This is a genomic window from Marinobacter sp. SS21 (genome assembly GCF_028369065.1).
Classification (GTDB): Bacteria; Pseudomonadota; Gammaproteobacteria; order Pseudomonadales; family Oleiphilaceae; genus Marinobacter.
In genome coordinates, this window is sequence record NZ_JAQNDA010000012.1 from 50,771 (window position 1) to 65,206 (window position 14,436).

The 14,436-nt window shown below is 60.1% G+C and carries 14 protein-coding genes; 9 read left to right on the plus strand and 5 right to left on the minus strand.

Translation table 11 applies throughout. From position 1 onward, the window contains the following. The first annotated feature begins 19 nt into the window (after positions 1-19). The 4 genes from apbC to N6L25_RS15225 all read left to right on the plus strand — a co-directional run bounded on the left by apbC (position 20) and on the right by N6L25_RS15225 (position 3,769). Complete coding sequence (gene apbC, locus N6L25_RS15210) at positions 20-1,120, plus strand: iron-sulfur cluster carrier protein ApbC (RefSeq protein ID WP_271981921.1); 1,101 nt, start codon at positions 20-22, stop codon at positions 1,118-1,120. A 107-nt stretch (positions 1,121-1,227) separates the two neighbouring features. Beyond that, positions 1,228-1,794 (plus strand): dCTP deaminase, encoded by a 567-nt coding sequence (gene dcd / locus N6L25_RS15215; RefSeq protein WP_271981923.1) that lies wholly within the window; start codon positions 1,228-1,230, stop codon positions 1,792-1,794. 46 nt (positions 1,795-1,840) lie between these two features. Beyond that, a complete protein-coding gene (locus N6L25_RS15220; RefSeq protein ID WP_271981925.1) occupies positions 1,841-2,440 on the plus strand; it encodes a YjaG family protein in 600 nt (199 codons plus the stop codon). A 66-nt stretch (positions 2,441-2,506) separates the two neighbouring features. Further along, positions 2,507-3,769: a valine--pyruvate transaminase gene (locus tag N6L25_RS15225; protein ID WP_271981927.1), complete on the plus strand. Its 1,263-nt coding sequence runs from the start codon at positions 2,507-2,509 to the stop codon at positions 3,767-3,769. Between the two features lie 13 nt (positions 3,770-3,782). Here the strand turns inward: N6L25_RS15225 and N6L25_RS15230 are convergent, their stop codons facing one another. The 3 genes from N6L25_RS15230 to purM form a co-directional block, all read right to left on the minus strand. Next, positions 3,783-4,547 (minus strand): DUF3108 domain-containing protein, encoded by a 765-nt coding sequence (locus N6L25_RS15230; protein ID WP_271981929.1) that lies wholly within the window; start codon positions 4,545-4,547, stop codon positions 3,783-3,785. Positions 4,548-4,750: 203 nt separating this feature from the next. Further along, positions 4,751-5,401 (minus strand): phosphoribosylglycinamide formyltransferase, encoded by a 651-nt coding sequence (gene purN / locus N6L25_RS15235; protein WP_442915261.1) that lies wholly within the window; start codon positions 5,399-5,401, stop codon positions 4,751-4,753. A 14-nt stretch (positions 5,402-5,415) separates the two neighbouring features. Further along, positions 5,416-6,480 carry a phosphoribosylformylglycinamidine cyclo-ligase gene (purM, locus tag N6L25_RS15240; RefSeq protein ID WP_271981931.1) on the minus strand — a complete coding sequence of 355 codons (1,065 nt, stop codon included), beginning with the start codon at positions 6,478-6,480 and terminating at the stop codon, positions 5,416-5,418. 170 nt (positions 6,481-6,650) lie between these two features. Here purM and N6L25_RS15245 point away from each other — a divergent pair, with 170 nt between their 5' ends. From N6L25_RS15245 to N6L25_RS15265, 5 genes are all read left to right on the plus strand, one after another. Then, on the plus strand, positions 6,651-7,976 hold the full coding sequence (locus tag N6L25_RS15245; protein ID WP_271981933.1) for a DUF2066 domain-containing protein: 1,326 nt from the start codon (positions 6,651-6,653) through the stop codon (positions 7,974-7,976). Between the two features lie 33 nt (positions 7,977-8,009). After that, positions 8,010-8,564: a CDP-alcohol phosphatidyltransferase family protein gene (locus N6L25_RS15250; protein ID WP_271982011.1), complete on the plus strand. Its 555-nt coding sequence runs from the start codon at positions 8,010-8,012 to the stop codon at positions 8,562-8,564. Next, positions 8,543-9,259: a DnaA regulatory inactivator Hda gene (gene hda / locus N6L25_RS15255; RefSeq protein ID WP_271981935.1), complete on the plus strand. Its 717-nt coding sequence runs from the start codon at positions 8,543-8,545 to the stop codon at positions 9,257-9,259. The genes N6L25_RS15250 and hda overlap by 22 nt, the downstream gene beginning before the upstream one ends. Before the next feature lie 92 nt (positions 9,260-9,351). Then, positions 9,352-10,149 (plus strand): ParA family protein, encoded by a 798-nt coding sequence (locus N6L25_RS15260; protein ID WP_271981937.1) that lies wholly within the window; start codon positions 9,352-9,354, stop codon positions 10,147-10,149. A gap of 45 nt (positions 10,150-10,194) precedes the next feature. Next, entirely contained in the window at positions 10,195-10,539 is a 345-nt protein-coding gene (locus N6L25_RS15265) for a YqcC family protein (protein WP_271981939.1), read from the plus strand. A 23-nt stretch (positions 10,540-10,562) separates the two neighbouring features. On the opposite strand, the gene N6L25_RS15270 is transcribed toward N6L25_RS15265, so the two are convergent. Beyond that, the gene (locus N6L25_RS15270) at positions 10,563-13,295 is read right to left on the minus strand and encodes a bifunctional diguanylate cyclase/phosphodiesterase (protein WP_271981941.1); all 2,733 of its coding nucleotides are present in this window, start codon (positions 13,293-13,295) and stop codon (positions 10,563-10,565) included. Between the two features lie 242 nt (positions 13,296-13,537). Beyond that, positions 13,538-14,383 (minus strand): carboxylating nicotinate-nucleotide diphosphorylase, encoded by an 846-nt coding sequence (nadC, locus tag N6L25_RS15275; RefSeq protein WP_271981943.1) that lies wholly within the window; start codon positions 14,381-14,383, stop codon positions 13,538-13,540. Positions 14,384-14,436: the final 53 nt, after the last annotated feature.

Genomic DNA, 14,436 nt, shown 5'->3' on the forward strand with positions numbered 1-14,436 from the left:
GCAACCCCTGGAGATAGGCATGACCGAAGTTTCCCGGCAAGCACTGGAAGCCGCCATCAAAGAGTACAAAGACCCCTACCTGGAGCAGGATCTTTACGAGCTGGGCGCCGTGAAGTCGCTGGCGGTGGACGAGCAGGGCACGGTTAACCTGGCGCTGGAATTGCCCTATGCCTCTGAAGGCATTGCGGGTGCTCTGCGGCAGCTGGTGGGCAACGCCCTGGACAACGTCGATGGTGTGGAGGACGTGGCCATCACGGTGAGTCAGCGCATTCATGCCCATCAGGCCCAGCGGGATCTGCAATCCATTGCCGGGGTCAAGAACATCATTGCGGTGGCCTCTGGCAAGGGCGGTGTCGGCAAGTCTACCACCGCCGTCAATCTGGCCCTGGCGTTGAGCCAGGAAGGCGCGCGAGTGGGCATCCTGGATGCCGACATCTACGGCCCGAGCATCGGCATGATGCTGGGCATCAAGGAAGGTACCCGTCCCGACACCAAGGAAAACAAGTATTTCATCCCGGTGAAGGCGCACGGCCTGCAGGCGATCTCCATGGCCTTCCTGGTGACCGACAAGACCCCCATGGTGTGGCGGGGGCCGATGGTGAGCGGTGCCGTCCAGCAGCTGCTGACCCAGACGCTGTGGGATGAGCTCGACTACCTGATCGTCGACATGCCGCCCGGCACCGGCGACATCCAGCTCACCCTGGCGCAGAAGGTTCCGGTGACCGGCTCGGTGATCGTGACCACGCCGCAGGACATCGCTCTGCTGGACTGCAAGAAAGGGATCGAAATGTTCCGTAAGGTGGATATCCCGGTGCTGGGCGTGGTGGAAAACATGAGCGTCCACATCTGCAGCAATTGCGGTCACGAGGAGGCGCTGTTCGGTCACGGCGGAGGCGAGCGGGTGGCGGAGCAGTACGACACCACGCTGTTGGGGCAACTGCCACTGCACATGACCATCCGCGAGCAGACCGATGGCGGCAACCCGACGGTGGTGGCAGAGCCGGACTCGGAAGTGGCGCGACGCTATCGGGACATTGCCCGCCGGGTCAGCGCGGTACTGTCCCAACGAGCCCGTAACCTGAGCTCGCCGATTCCGAGCATCTCCATCAGCGACGACTGAGGCTGTCAAGGAGCCTTTGGCGTTGAGTGGCGCGGGAAGGTAAACTACCGCGCCAGAAATTTTTACGACTTTCTTACGAATTTCGAATTCACCACGAGACGTAACCGATGAGCATAAAATCCGATAAGTGGATCCGCCGCATGTCCGAAGAGGCGGGCATGATCGAACCGTTTGAGCCGGGGCAGGTGCGAGAGTCCGAAAAAGGGCGTGTGATCTCTTACGGGACCTCCAGCTACGGCTATGACGTTCGCTGCAGCAACGAGTTCAAGATTTTTACCAACGTCCACTCGGCTACGGTAGACCCGAAGAACTTTGACGAGAACAGTTTCGTTAACGTGACCGGGGATGTCTGCATTATCCCTCCGAACTCCTTTGCCCTGGCCCGCACCGTCGAGTACTTCCGCATTCCCCGCAATGTGCTGACCGTCTGTCTCGGCAAGTCCACCTATGCCCGTTGCGGTATCATCGTTAACGTCACACCGCTGGAGCCGGAGTGGGAAGGGCAGGTGACCCTGGAGTTTTCCAACACCACCAATCTGCCGGCGAAGATTTACGCCAATGAGGGTGTGGCCCAGATGCTGTTCTTCGAATCCGACGAGGTGTGTGAGACCAGCTATAAGGATCGCGGTGGCAAGTACCTCGGTCAGACTGGCGTCACGTTGCCAAAAACATGATCCGGACCATGCCGTCTGAATCTCCGCAGTTGGAGGTGTCGTTGCGATGAATGCCAATCAGTTCCTTAAGGCGCTTGAGCAGCTTCACGGCTGGCGCGAGTGTGCCTTTCTGTTGGCGCTGGCGGAGCGGGGCTTTCCCAATTACGCCCTGTTCGCCGATGCCCTGGGGTTGAAAACCGGTGCCAAGATGCGGCAGTTGCTGGATCTGGGCTGGAACCTGCTGCAGGAGACCCCCTCCGAGTCGGCAATTCCACAGTTACTGGCCAAACTGGAGAGTCTGTCGCCCGATGTGGATGCCTACGATGCCTACGGAGTCTATCCCGCGTTCGATTTTTGTCGTCTGCTGGAGCAGGCCCTGCTGTGCCGTTTGAATCCCGATAACCATCGCGCCAGCGAGGCGGCGCAGTGGGCCATGGAAACCGTGCTGAAGTTTATCGAGGTCTCCGAAGGTGATGGCCTGGACGACGACGAGCTGGTGAGACTGCTGGACCAGCATGCATTGATGAAGGCGGATAAGGCGTTCCAGCGTGACCTGGTGCTTGCCGTCAAGCGACAGCGAGTGCCCACGGTCTCGTTCATTGCCGAACTGCGCCAACTGGCGGCCAACGACGGCGTCAGCAACCTGGGCATTTCGCTGAACGACTGATTCGCTTCTACACTCACTCAAAACCCACTCAACATTTATTCAAAACCAGCACACGGCACGCCGCCCATGAAACTGTCTGCCTTCGGACGCAAATTTTCTGCTGATGCCGGTATCACCTCGTTGATGGAAGACCTGGGCAATGCCCTGGCCTCCGGTGACGATATGATCATGATGGGCGGTGGCAATCCCGGTCACGTGCCCGAGGTGCAGGAGCGCTTGACCCAGGAGCTGGCACGGCTGGCGGACGATTCCGACGCCATGCGGCGGCTGGTGGGAATCTACGATCCGCCCCAGGGTGAAAAGCAGTTCATCAGCTCGCTGGTGGCGCTGCTGAACCGGGAGTATGGCTGGGGGTTGCGGCCGGAGAATGTGGCGCTGACCAACGGCAGTCAGGCGGCGTTCTTCATGCTGTTCAACATGTTCGGTGGCGAGTACGGTGACGGTAAGCGCAAGCACATTTTGCTGCCCATGGCGCCCGAGTACATTGGCTACGCGGATGCCGGCATCGCGCCGGAGTTGTTCAAGGCGGTGCGGCCCGAGATCAGCTTCACCGACGCCCACGAATTCAAGTACCGGGTCGACTTCGGCGCCGTGGAGGTGACGGCGGAAACCGGTGCCATCTGCGTGTCCCGGCCCACCAACCCGACCGGCAATGTGGTCACCGACGAAGAGTTGGCGCGTCTGGAGGTCCTGGCCCGAAGCCACGACGTGCCGTTGATTGTGGACGGCGCTTACGGCACCCCTTTCCCCAGCTTGCTGTTTGTTGACGCCACGCCGCATTGGAATGATCAGGTCGTGTTGTGCCTGAGCCTGTCCAAACTGGGCTTGCCGGCGGCCCGTACCGGCATCGTGATCGCCGATGAGCGGATTATCAAGGCCCTGTCCAGCGTCAACGCCATCATGAATCTGGCCACCGGCAGCTTTGGTGCCATGCTGGCGGAGCCGCTGGTGCGCAGCGGTGAAATTCTGTCGCTGAGCCGGGACGTGGTGTGCCCGTTTTATAGGGCCAAGATGGAGCGGGCGGTGACGGTGTTCTCGGAGGCCATGGGCGAGCGTTGCCGCTGGTACATTCATAAGCCCGAGGGCGCGATGTTCCTGTGGTTATGGTTTCCCGATCTGCCCATCAGCAGTCTGGAGCTGTACCAGCGTCTCAAGGCGAGGGGCGTGCTGGTGGTGTCTGGCCACTACTTTTTCCCCGGTTTGCCAGAGGATGGCTGGCGCCATCGCCATGAATGCCTGCGGGTGACCTATTCCCAGGACGACGATCAGGTGGCCGCGGGGCTGCGTATCATCGCTGAGGAAGTGTTGGCCGTCTGGGCGCAGCACTGAGGCGTCGAGCGCCTCACGGAGTCAGGCTGGAGTCCTCAATGTGGATTTCGTAGAACGAGCCGTCCGGTTCGGTCTGGGTCAGGCGGACCATCAGGTGGTCCCAATCCGGTACAAACCACATCAGGGTTTCCCGCTTGCTGTCATCGTTTCGAACTTTTTCCACCTTCACCGTCTGGGCCGTGCCCAGGCGCGTCTGCAGCTGCTCTTCACCGATAATTGCAAAGCGGTCTTCGTCGTAGCGGCCTTTGTCGATCACCTGGTAGGTCACGTCGGTGCGACCGGCCCGTAGATCCTGGTGCAGCTGCAATTGGTAGCTTAGGGGGTCAAGAGCGCCCGATTTCAGCGGCAAACTGAATGCCTTGCCTTCATGGTGGCCGCTGGCCGTGCCTTTGCTCCAGTCAAAGTTGATGGTCCGCTCCCGGTCGCGGATCAGCATGCCGGAGAGTTCGTAGCGGTAGCGCAGCGGCACCGCATGGTCATTCTCCCAGCGAAAGATGGTCGACTCCTCAATGTCGGCGATAAACGAGTCCACTCGAAACTGGTAGCGCCAAAGGCCGCTGTCCAGCTGCTCAAGGGAGCGTGTGGCGGTGCCATCGATCGCTACGCCTTTGTCGAGTGACGCCCGGAACGTAGCGCTGAATGGCGCGGGCGGTGGCATTTGGGAATCAGCGGCAGGCGTTGCCTGTGGCTGGCCGTAAGCCGATAGGGTCAGCACTGCCAGAACGATCAGTCCGCCAATCCGGGGGGCGATGCGGGGTCGGTACTCCTTGCTAGGCATTGGCTGTTACTCCTGGTCATCGCCTCCGCCCGACTTGCGCCGGGCGCTGCGTCAGGCCGCTGGTGTGCGGCGGCGGCTGGCAGCGTGCGTTATTATTCATGGACTTGGTAAGTGTAGCCGGCGAAGGCAGACAGGAGCATGACAATATCGTCAGGAATGCGGGCCGGCCCGGGCGTGTAAGGATACCCGAGCCGGCTTTGGAGTCAGGCGTCGTTGGCGGGTAGTACCATGGGGGTCGTCATGGGCAGGCCGTCAAAGCAGGCTCCGTCTTCGGACAGAGTCAGCCGGCCTTCGCAGAACCAGCGAACGACGATGGGGTACAGGACGTGCTCCATCTGCTGCACCTTTTCCGCCAGTGAATCCGGGGTGTCGTCTGCAGAGATGTCCACCTGGGCCTGGGCAATCACCGGCCCGCCATCCAGATCTTCGGTGACGAAATGGATGGATACGCCGTGCAGGGAATCACCGGCCTCCAGTGCGCGCCGATGGGTGTTCAGCCCGGTGTACTTGGGCAACAGCGACGGGTGGATGTTGAGCATGGTGCCGTGGAAGGCCCGTACAAACTCGGGGGTGAGAATGCGCATGAAGCCGGCCAGCACCACCAGGTCCGGGCTGTGTCGTTCGATCTCGGCGCTGAAGGCAGCATCGAACTCTGCCCGTGACGGGTACTCGGTGTGGTCCACGGTGAAGGTTTCGATCCCCGCCTGGCGAGCGCGCTCGAGGGCGAAAGCCTGCGGGCGATTGCAGCCCACCGCCACGATCTGACCCGGAAAATCCCGTTCCCGGGTGGCCTCGATCAGCGCCTGCAGGTTGGTGCCGCTGCCAGAGGCCAGCACCACAATCCTGGGTTCCATGACGTCGGCGGTCATCATCCTGCCAGCAGTCCCGGCGCGTAACGAACCTCAGGTTCGGCTTCTGGGCTGTCGAGCGCTTCGATGGTGCCAATCGGCCAGGCCTGTTCGCCCATGGCGGACAAGACCTCCAGGGCTTTGGGCTGCTGATCGGCGGGAACACAGACGATCATGCCAACGCCGCAGTTGAAGGTTCGGTACATCTCGTTTGCCTCAACGCCGCCGGCGTCCTTCAGCCACTGGAAGACCGGCGGCAGGGCCCAGCTGTTGGTGTCGATGGCGGCCCGGCTGCCCTTGGGCAAGACCCGGGGGATATTCTCCGGCAGACCGCCGCCGGTAATGTGGGACATGGCGCGAATGTCGACTTCTTTGTTCAGTTGAAGCAGGTTCTTGACGTAGATGCGGGTGGGCGCCATCAAGGCATCGGCCAGGCTCTGGTCACCGACCTGCTCGTTGAGATCGGCATTGCTGACCTCGAGGATCTTTCGGATCAGCGAGTAGCCGTTGGAGTGAGGGCCAGAAGAACCAAGGGCTATCAGGGCATCGCCGGCTTGAACACGGCTGCCATCGATGATCTCGCTGCGTTCGGCAACTCCGACACAAAAGCCGGCCAGGTCGTAGTCGTCGCCTTCATACATGCCCGGCATCTCTGCGGTTTCGCCACCAACCAGCGCGCATCCGGCCAGTTCGCAGCCGGCGCCAATACCCTCAACAACCTGAGCCGCAACATCCACATTGAGCTTGCCGGTTGCGTAGTAGTCCAGGAAAAACAGCGGCTCGGCACCGCCCACCACCAGATCGTTCACGCACATGGCCACCAGATCGATGCCGATACTGTCGTGCTGGTTGAGTTGCATGGCCAGGCGCAGTTTGGTGCCCACACCGTCAGTGCCGGAGACCAGAACCGGCTCCTTGTAGCCAGCCGGAATGGCCACGGTGGCGCCGAAGCCCCCCAGACCGCCGAGCACTTCCGGACGCCGGGTGCGGGCAGCGGTGTTTTTGATCCGGTTGACAAGTTCGTTCCCGGCGTCGATATCAACGCCGGCGTCGCGATAAGTGAGGGAGGGCTTCTGTTCGCTCATGGTAGTGGAAACCGTTTTGGCAGTGAGATAAGCGCGGAATTTTAACAGGTGCGAGGTGACGCTCCAAATGCAATTGCCTCTTTGCTACTCAGCGTTGGGGGCTTGGTGTATCCTATGCGCCATCACACTGACATACAGGGTGCTTCATGCCAGATTCCGGTCGAAAGACGATGCCAACTTACCGATTCATCCTGCAGACTCTCCCCCTGCTGTCACTCCTGCTTGGTTATTTCGCGCCCGCTCAGGCAGTCTCTGTTGACGGCTTGTATTCGGTGGAGGTGCCGGTTGCCGGATCGTCGCCGCAGCAGCTTCAGGCGGGCTATGTCGAGGGGCTGCGTAGGGTGTTGTTGCGGGTCAGTGGCAGTCGGGAGGTGTTGCAGCGAGAGGAAACCGGTGCGTTGCTAGAACGGGCTGAGTCACTGCTGCAGTCCTACCAGTATTTGCGGGCCGAGCAGAACGGTGCGTCCAATCGTCTCCGGATGACGTTCGGTTCTGTCGGGGTGAATCAGGCCTTGTCCTCGATCAACGCGCCGGTCTGGGGTGCCAATCGGCCACTGACGCTGGCCTGGGTCGCCGTGCAGACCAGTTCCGGGCGCCAGCTTGTGACGGCGCCAGAGGCGAGCGGCGCGCTATCGCCCTCGGAGCGCTGGTACCGAGCCTTCCAGAATGCGGCAGCAAGCAGGGGGTTGCCGCTGGTGCTGCCTGCTCATCAGGCAGCCGGTAACCGGGAGTTGCTGTCGGAAGTCTGGGGCCAGTTCATGGGGCGGATACGGGCGGAATCAGAAGCCATCGGTCATGACTTACTGGCGTCGGTACGGATCAATTTCGATCGCAACACCTGGCGTGCATCCTGGGTGTTGGAAGGTCGTGGTCTGGATGAATCTGAAGCCTCTTTGAGCGGCAGTTCTCCTGAACAGGTGGCAGAGCTCATCGTGGGTCGCTGGGCGGACATGCTGGCGGCTCGATATGCGGTAGAGGCCGGGGAGGTGGGTGAGTCACCGCAGGTGGATATCGTGCTGGATGAAGTTGACTCCCTTGAGGATTATGCCGCCATTAAGGCCGCGCTGCTGAGTATGACGCCGGTGCAGAGTGCCGGCCCTGTAAGCGTAAAGGCGAATCAGGCTATCTTGCGGGTGGCGTTCTCCGGCGAGCTGCGGCAGTTGCAGGAGTATATGGCGCTGGACACCCGCTTTGTGCCGGTGCGGGAGGTGCAGACTAACGTTGGTTCGCAGGAATCACCCCCAGTGCCGAATATCGCGGCAACGCAGTCGTCGTTGACCTCGCCTGCCGACGCGGTCGAGTCTACCGTGGAGAACGGTGTGGCGGTGGTCGCCGACGGTAATGCGCCGGCAACGAATGAAGAGGGTGACCTGTTCCGTTATCAACCGCTGGCCGTCGAAGCGGCGGACGCAGACAAGGCCTTTGAGTCGCTGTATCCCATTTTGCATTATCGCTGGCAAGCTTCGCCAATCCGCAGTCCTGGTGAACGGGAGTAATTCCGTGGCTGAGGTGGGCGGAGCCTGAGAATGATGCTGAGGTGGAATTGGATTCCCAATGCCTTAACGTTCCTGCGCGTTGCCCTGATCGTTCCGTTCGCTGGAGCCCTGTGGAGCGGGCAATATCGCCTGGCGTTGGCGATCTTCGCAGTGGCGGCGGTTTCCGATGCCTGTGATGGCTTTTTGGCACGCCACTACAATTGGCGCTCCCGCATCGGCGCCATTGCCGACCCGCTGGCGGATAAGGCCTTGCTGATTACCGCCTATCTGGTGCTCACTCTGACCGGTGTCTTGCCGGCTTGGTTGTTTGCGCTGGTGCTCGGCCGGGATGTGCTGATTGTTGCTGGTGCGCTGGCGTTCCATTACGGTATCGGCCGATTCGATATGCAGCCAAGCCTGCTGGGCAAGATAAACACCCTGGTTCAGATCCTGGTGGTGCTGGCCATCATGGTGCTTTTGGCCGACTTGCCGATGTATCCCTGGGTGACTGAGGTTGGCATTCTGGTGGTGGCGGTGTCCGCGCTTGTGAGTGGCGGGCATTATGTATTGGTGTGGGGAATGAGAGCTTGGAGGGCGAAGCAGCATTGAGTGGGCCTCAACTAACCCTGGGCGTTAAACTCCGGGATGACGCCAGGTTTGATAATTTTCATGGCGACCGCAATGCGGCATCGGCCAATCGTTTGCAGCAGGCGTGTCACGATTCGCGTGACCTCCCGGTTGTGGTGCTGTGCGGCGATGCCGATACCGGTAAGAGTCACCTGTTGCAGGCCGCCTGCCATGAAGTGGAAAAGCAGGGCGGGGCGGCGGTATGCATCAGCATCGAAGAGCTGATGCCCTTTGGTCCGGATGCGTTATCGGGGCTGGAGCATCAGGCGTTGACCGGTTTGGACGATTTGGATCTGGTGGCGGGCCGCTCGGAGTGGGAGGAGGCGGTGTTCCATCTGTACAATCGTATTCTCGACCAGGGGCACCGTATGGTCATCAGCCTGTCGAACACCCCAGCCGCCTTGCCGTTCGGTCTGCGTGACCTGAAATCCCGGTTGCAGCACGGCCTGCTGATCCAACTGGGCATCTACCGGGATGCCGACCGGCTTACCATCTTGCGGGCGCGTGCGGAGCAGCGTGGGCTGGTGCTTGCGGATGATGTGTCTGCGTTCATCCTGCGCCGCGCCCCGAGAAAACTGGCGGATTTACTGGCGATGCTGGACCGACTGGACGAGAATTCCCTGCAGGCACAACGCAAACTGACCATCCCGTTTGTGAAATCGGTGATGGGTTGGTAACAACAATAAATAGGTAACAACAATAAATAGGTAACAACAATAAACCAGTCTCACAGGGGCTGGATATTCGAGCACAACAGGCAGAGGGCGATATGAGACGAGTGGTATTCAATCAGAAAGGCGGTGTCGGCAAATCCAGCATCACCTGCAACCTGGCGGCAATCAGCGCGGCCCGAGGCAAGCGTACGCTGGTGGTCGACCTCGATCCCCAGGGTAACTCCACGCAGTACTTGCTGGATAAGCCAGCCAGCGAACTGAAAGATACCGTCGCCGACCTGCTGGAACAGACCGTCGCGTTCACGGTGTTTAATCGCCGCCCCGATGAATTTGTGCATGCCACGCCGTTCGATAACCTGTTTGTCATGCCCTCCAGTCCAGACCTGGACTTCCTTGAGCGCAAGCTCGAGGCCAAGCATAAGATCTACAAGTTGCGGGAGGCTCTGCATAAGCTGGGTGAGACCTTTGACGCCATTTACGTTGATACCGCCCCTGCGCTCAACTTCTACACCCGGTCGGCGCTGATCGCTGCAGAGCGCTGTTTGATCCCCTTCGACTGTGATGATTTCTCGCGCCAGGCGCTGTACAACATCCTCAACGAAATTCGGGATCTCCAGGAAGACCACAACCGGGACTTGGTGGTGGAGGGGATTGTCGCCAACCAGTTCCAGCCCCGTGCCAGTTTGCCCAGAAAACTGATCGGTGAGCTTATTGACGAAGGCCTGCCGGTGTTGCCGGTGCGCCTGTCCAGTTCTGTTAAAATGAAAGAGTCTCACCAGTGCCGGGAACCGTTGGTTCATATGGCGCCCAAGCATGCGCTAACGAAGCAGTTCGAAAATCTGTTTGGTGTCCTTCATGGTGAGAAGGTTGAGTTGGAGCCGTTGGCAGACTGAGGTCTGCGCGGGCTCTGCAAACACGTCACAGCGTTGGTAGCGTCGATGATCAGTGAGCAAGACAAACTTGATCGGGTGACCGATTCACTCTTGAACATAGAGATGGAACTGCGTCGCCTGGACGCCTGGTCATCCAAGCCGCCGTCAATGGAAGCGCTGCAAAGTACCCAGCCGTTTGCCGTGGACACCCTGGAGTTTACCGAGTGGCTGCAATTCATCTTCATTCAACGGATGAAAGCGCTGGTGGAGAGTGGGGGGCCGTTGCCCCACGTATCCGGCATGGCGCCCATGGCGGAAGAGCATTTTCGTGGCCGCCAGCAGTCCGGGGGACGGCTGATCAGTGAGTTGGAAGAGATGGACCGGCTGTTGTCCGGCCCCCCCTCCGCCTGACCGGGCTATTCCTCGTTAGAGAATTACTCCTTGTTTATCGGGAAAATGCCCGTCAGTGGCAGGTTCGCCCGAGTGTCAGTCAGCAGTGATCCCTCCTTCTTCACCCGGGCAAACAGTTCGGCCAGCTTGTTGCTCGGAACTGGCCGGCAAAATCGATGCCCCTGCAGCAGATGGCAGCCTGTCGAACGCAGAAACGTTTCCTGATCCTCCGTCTCCACCCCGGACGCGGCGACTGTGAGCGATAGTTGTCTGGCCAGGTTGATGAGGGTGTGGACGATTGCCCGGCTGCTGTCATCCTTCGGCGCCAGGTGCAACAGCTGCTGGTCAATCTTGACCTGATCAAAGGGGAGATCCCGCAACAGTTTCAGGCTGGACAGGCCGCTTCCGTAATGATCCAGCACCAGGCCCACGCCCAGTCGTTTCAGGTTGTCGAGAACCAGCACCGATTCGGCATGCCGTTCTGACAGGATGCGCTCATCGATCTCAATCAGCAGCAGTGACGGGTCCAAACGGGTTTCCCGTATGATCCGTCCCAACTGATCGGCGAGTTTGGGGTGGTTGTACTGGCGCGACGACAGGTTGACGCGAATGCACACGGGATTTTTGCTCATGGCCTGAATGGCGCGAGCCTGAAGGCAGGCATTCAGGCAAATCCATTCCGCCAGGGGCTGCAGTTGGCCGGTCTGCTCGGCGATGTCCAGAAACTCGGCGGGGGTCAGCGTGCCTTTGCTGGGGTGGTGCCAGCGCAGCAGTGCCTCCAGGCCGTCGATGGCGCCGGTCTTTGCATTCAACACCGGCTGGTAGTGGAGGTCCAGCTGGCCGTTGCGGATGCCGTCTCGAAGCTCCTGCTCCAGGGTAAGCTGCCGCTGCATTTCATCGTTCATGTCTTTGCTGAAGAACTGGATGTTGTTACGTCCCGCGTTCTTGGCCCGGTACATCGCCATATCGGCGTTTTTCAGCAATTGCTCATAGCTGCTGCCGTCCTCTGGGGCCAGCGTGATGCCGATGCTGGAGGTGATGACCAGCTCGCCGCCTGACACTTTGATGGGTTGTATCAGGGTATCCAGGATGTAGCGGGCCACCTTTTCGCAGCCTTCAGCGCCCTTGACCTGACTGAGCAGTACCGCGAACTCGTCGCCCCCCAGTCTGGCGATGGTGTCCTCCTTGCGTACGCAGTTCCTGAGTCGTTGGGCCAGCTCTTTCAGGAGTTGGTCGCCGGCGTCATGGCCAAGGGTGTCGTTGATGCGTTTGAAGTGGTCCACATCCAGGCAGATCAGGGCGCTGCTGTGGCCGTGACGCAAGGCGCTACTGATGGCCTGGCCACAGCGGTCCTCAAACAGTCGGCGATTGGCGGTATTGGTGAGTACGTCATAGTGGGCGAGGTAGTGCAGCTGATTCTGGGAATTGCGAATTTCGGTTATATCCTGGCCAATGAGGATCAGCCGGCGTTGGCCGGGATCGTCGTCCTCGTTGAGCCGGCTCAAATTCCACAGAATGAAGTGCTGACTGCCGTTAAAGCCCTGAATTTCGGTTTCCAGCGTTTCCTGGGGGAGCCCACTCTTAAACAGCTTGAGGATCTTCCAGGATAGCTCGTCCCGCTGTTCGGAGGGGATGAAAGCGGTACTGAAACTGCGTCCGATGGCTTCGTCGCGGCTATAGCCAAACAACGATTCGGAAGCACTGTTCCACTGGCGGATATTGATCTTCTCATCCACCACCACAATCGGGGTGCTGGCGGTTTCAAACAACGCCCGGAAGTGACGGGAGGAGCGGCGGTAGGATTTCTCCGCCTGCTGGCGTACAAAGATTTCGTCCTTCAGCTCGGCGTTGGCAATCTGCAGCTCGTTGGTGCGTTGCCTGACCATGTCTTCGAGGTCAATCTCGATGCGCTCGCGATCGTTCAGCAGTATGCGCACGTAGCAGGAGACTGTGACCATCAGCGCCAGCAGCGCCTCCATGACCAGCAGTTGTGACGGCGTAACCGGACTAGGCATGGAGAGGAAGATGGCGCTCAGAGCGCCGGCACCGCACAGCGCGATGCTCGCCATGGCCGCTGGGAGTGGGAAGCGTGTGCCCGCCCAGATTGTCAGGAGAAACATCAGGTACAGGTTCTGAAGCGGGTCGTGCCAAACCACCAGCAGCACGAACCCCAGGGTCAGGGTCCAGGCCAATGCCTCCCAGGGCTGCTTGCGGAGGCATAGGTACAGCGAGCCCCAGCGGTTGCTCATCATCACTGGGGCGACGATCACGGTGCCCAGAACGCTGGCAAACCATGGGTGCAGAGGCATGACCTTTAACGCTGCGTCTACCTGGGGCAGTTGGGTCAGCATCGGCAGGGTCGCAGCAAAGCTGGCCAGCGTCAGGGCGCCTAGAAACCAAAGAAAGGAGGTGTAGCGGTCCAGTGGGAGCTGAGTTGGCAGGAGCTTTCGGTAGGCCCACCACGTGATAAATGAGGTTGCCAGAGTGTAGGCGCTGGCGCTGGCAACGCTCTGTGCAGCGCCGCTCCATTCGCGCTCATCCAGCACGGCTGGAATCAGCGAGGCCAACAGTATTCCGGACAGGATCGTGCCCAGACGGCGGGTTCCGTGAGTTAGCAGCAAGCCGATGGCATAACCGGTCGGTAGCCACGCCGAAGGGTAAACCAGCACGCGGTGCAGGAAGCAGTAACTTAAATAGGCGAGTCCGCCAAAAAGCAGGAGATCGACAGCGATTCTTCGCCAATCGGTCCCTGATGTGATGTTGCTGTTTCCGGTCACTGGCATCCCTACCCGTGTAACGCCGAAAGCGCTTGTTCTCCCTGCTTTCGACAAGTGACTGCAATCGTGCCAGCTAAATCCGCGGGCACGCACAACACTTCTCTGCGCAATACCTATCTGCGCAATACCTATCTCCGCAATACTTTTCTGCGCAACACTACCACGCCCCGGCCAGGGCGCGTCTCGGCGAAGATCCGGCTCAGCCCGCGCCACCCTTGGCCGCGGGCAATGTACCTAGGCTGCTAGAACGCGTTCAGCCGCATCGACAGATCAATGGCCTTGACGTCTTTGGTCAGGGCGCCGATGGAAATGTAGTCAACGCCGGTTTCGGCGACCTTGACCAGTGTTTCCGCATTGATTCCGCCGGACGCTTCCAGTTTAGACGTTCCTTTGGCCAGTGCAACCGCCGCCCGCATGTCCTCCAGTGAGAACTCATCCAGCATGATGGTGTCGGCCCCGGCCGCCAGGGCCTCTTCCAGTTCCGCCATGGATTCCGTCTCGACCTCTATCGGCCGCCCTGGCGCGAGCCGCTGGGCGGCCTTGACGGCCTCGGTGATTGAGCCACAGGCGGCAATGTGGTTTTCCTTGATCAGGAACGCATCCCACAACCCGATGCGGTGATTGAAGCAGCCGCCGCAGGTTACCGCATACTTCTGTGCCAGCCTCATGCCGGGTAGGGTCTTGCGGGTATCGAGCAGTTTTACCTGGGTATGGTTCACCATTCGGGCGTAGTCGTGACAGGTGGTGGCCACTCCCGAGAGCGACTGTAACCAGTTCAGGGCTGAACGCTCGGCGGTTAGCAGGCTGCGGGCTCTGCCTTCGCAGCTGAACAGCACCTGGTTGGCCTGAACCACGTCACCGTCGCGAACATGCCACTGAATCTGTACGCCTGGATCGACCTGGCGAAACACTTCATTCACCCATGGCTGGCCGGCGACGACGGCGGTTTCGCGAGTGATGACCTGGCCCGAGGTGACGCGCTCCTCCGGAATCAGGGCCGCGGTGATGTCGCCGCTGCCAATATCCTCGCGGAGGCTTAGGGCTACGGTTTCCACAAGGGATTGTCGAAGGAGTTCGGGAGGAATCATGATCTCGGCGGCCTTTGAATCAGGGGCTACTTGAAAGTGAACGGAGAGGATTT

Coding starts and splice junctions, on each gene's coding strand:
- apbC (WP_271981921.1), top strand. CDS start 20: ATGACCGAAGTTTCCCGGCAAGCACTGGAAGCCGCCATCAAAGAGTAC.
- dcd (WP_271981923.1), top strand. CDS start 1,228: ATGAGCATAAAATCCGATAAGTGGATCCGCCGCATGTCCGAAGAGGCG.
- N6L25_RS15220 (WP_271981925.1), top strand. CDS start 1,841: ATGAATGCCAATCAGTTCCTTAAGGCGCTTGAGCAGCTTCACGGCTGG.
- N6L25_RS15225 (WP_271981927.1), top strand. CDS start 2,507: ATGAAACTGTCTGCCTTCGGACGCAAATTTTCTGCTGATGCCGGTATC.
- N6L25_RS15230 (WP_271981929.1), bottom strand. CDS start 4,547: ATGCCTAGCAAGGAGTACCGACCCCGCATCGCCCCCCGGATTGGCGGA.
- purN (WP_442915261.1), bottom strand. CDS start 5,401: ATGGAACCCAGGATTGTGGTGCTGGCCTCTGGCAGCGGCACCAACCTG.
- purM (WP_271981931.1), bottom strand. CDS start 6,480: ATGAGCGAACAGAAGCCCTCCCTCACTTATCGCGACGCCGGCGTTGAT.
- N6L25_RS15245 (WP_271981933.1), top strand. CDS start 6,651: ATGCCAACTTACCGATTCATCCTGCAGACTCTCCCCCTGCTGTCACTC.
- N6L25_RS15250 (WP_271982011.1), top strand. CDS start 8,010: ATGCTGAGGTGGAATTGGATTCCCAATGCCTTAACGTTCCTGCGCGTT.
- N6L25_RS15260 (WP_271981937.1), top strand. CDS start 9,352: ATGAGACGAGTGGTATTCAATCAGAAAGGCGGTGTCGGCAAATCCAGC.
- N6L25_RS15265 (WP_271981939.1), top strand. CDS start 10,195: ATGATCAGTGAGCAAGACAAACTTGATCGGGTGACCGATTCACTCTTG.
- nadC (WP_271981943.1), bottom strand. CDS start 14,383: ATGATTCCTCCCGAACTCCTTCGACAATCCCTTGTGGAAACCGTAGCC.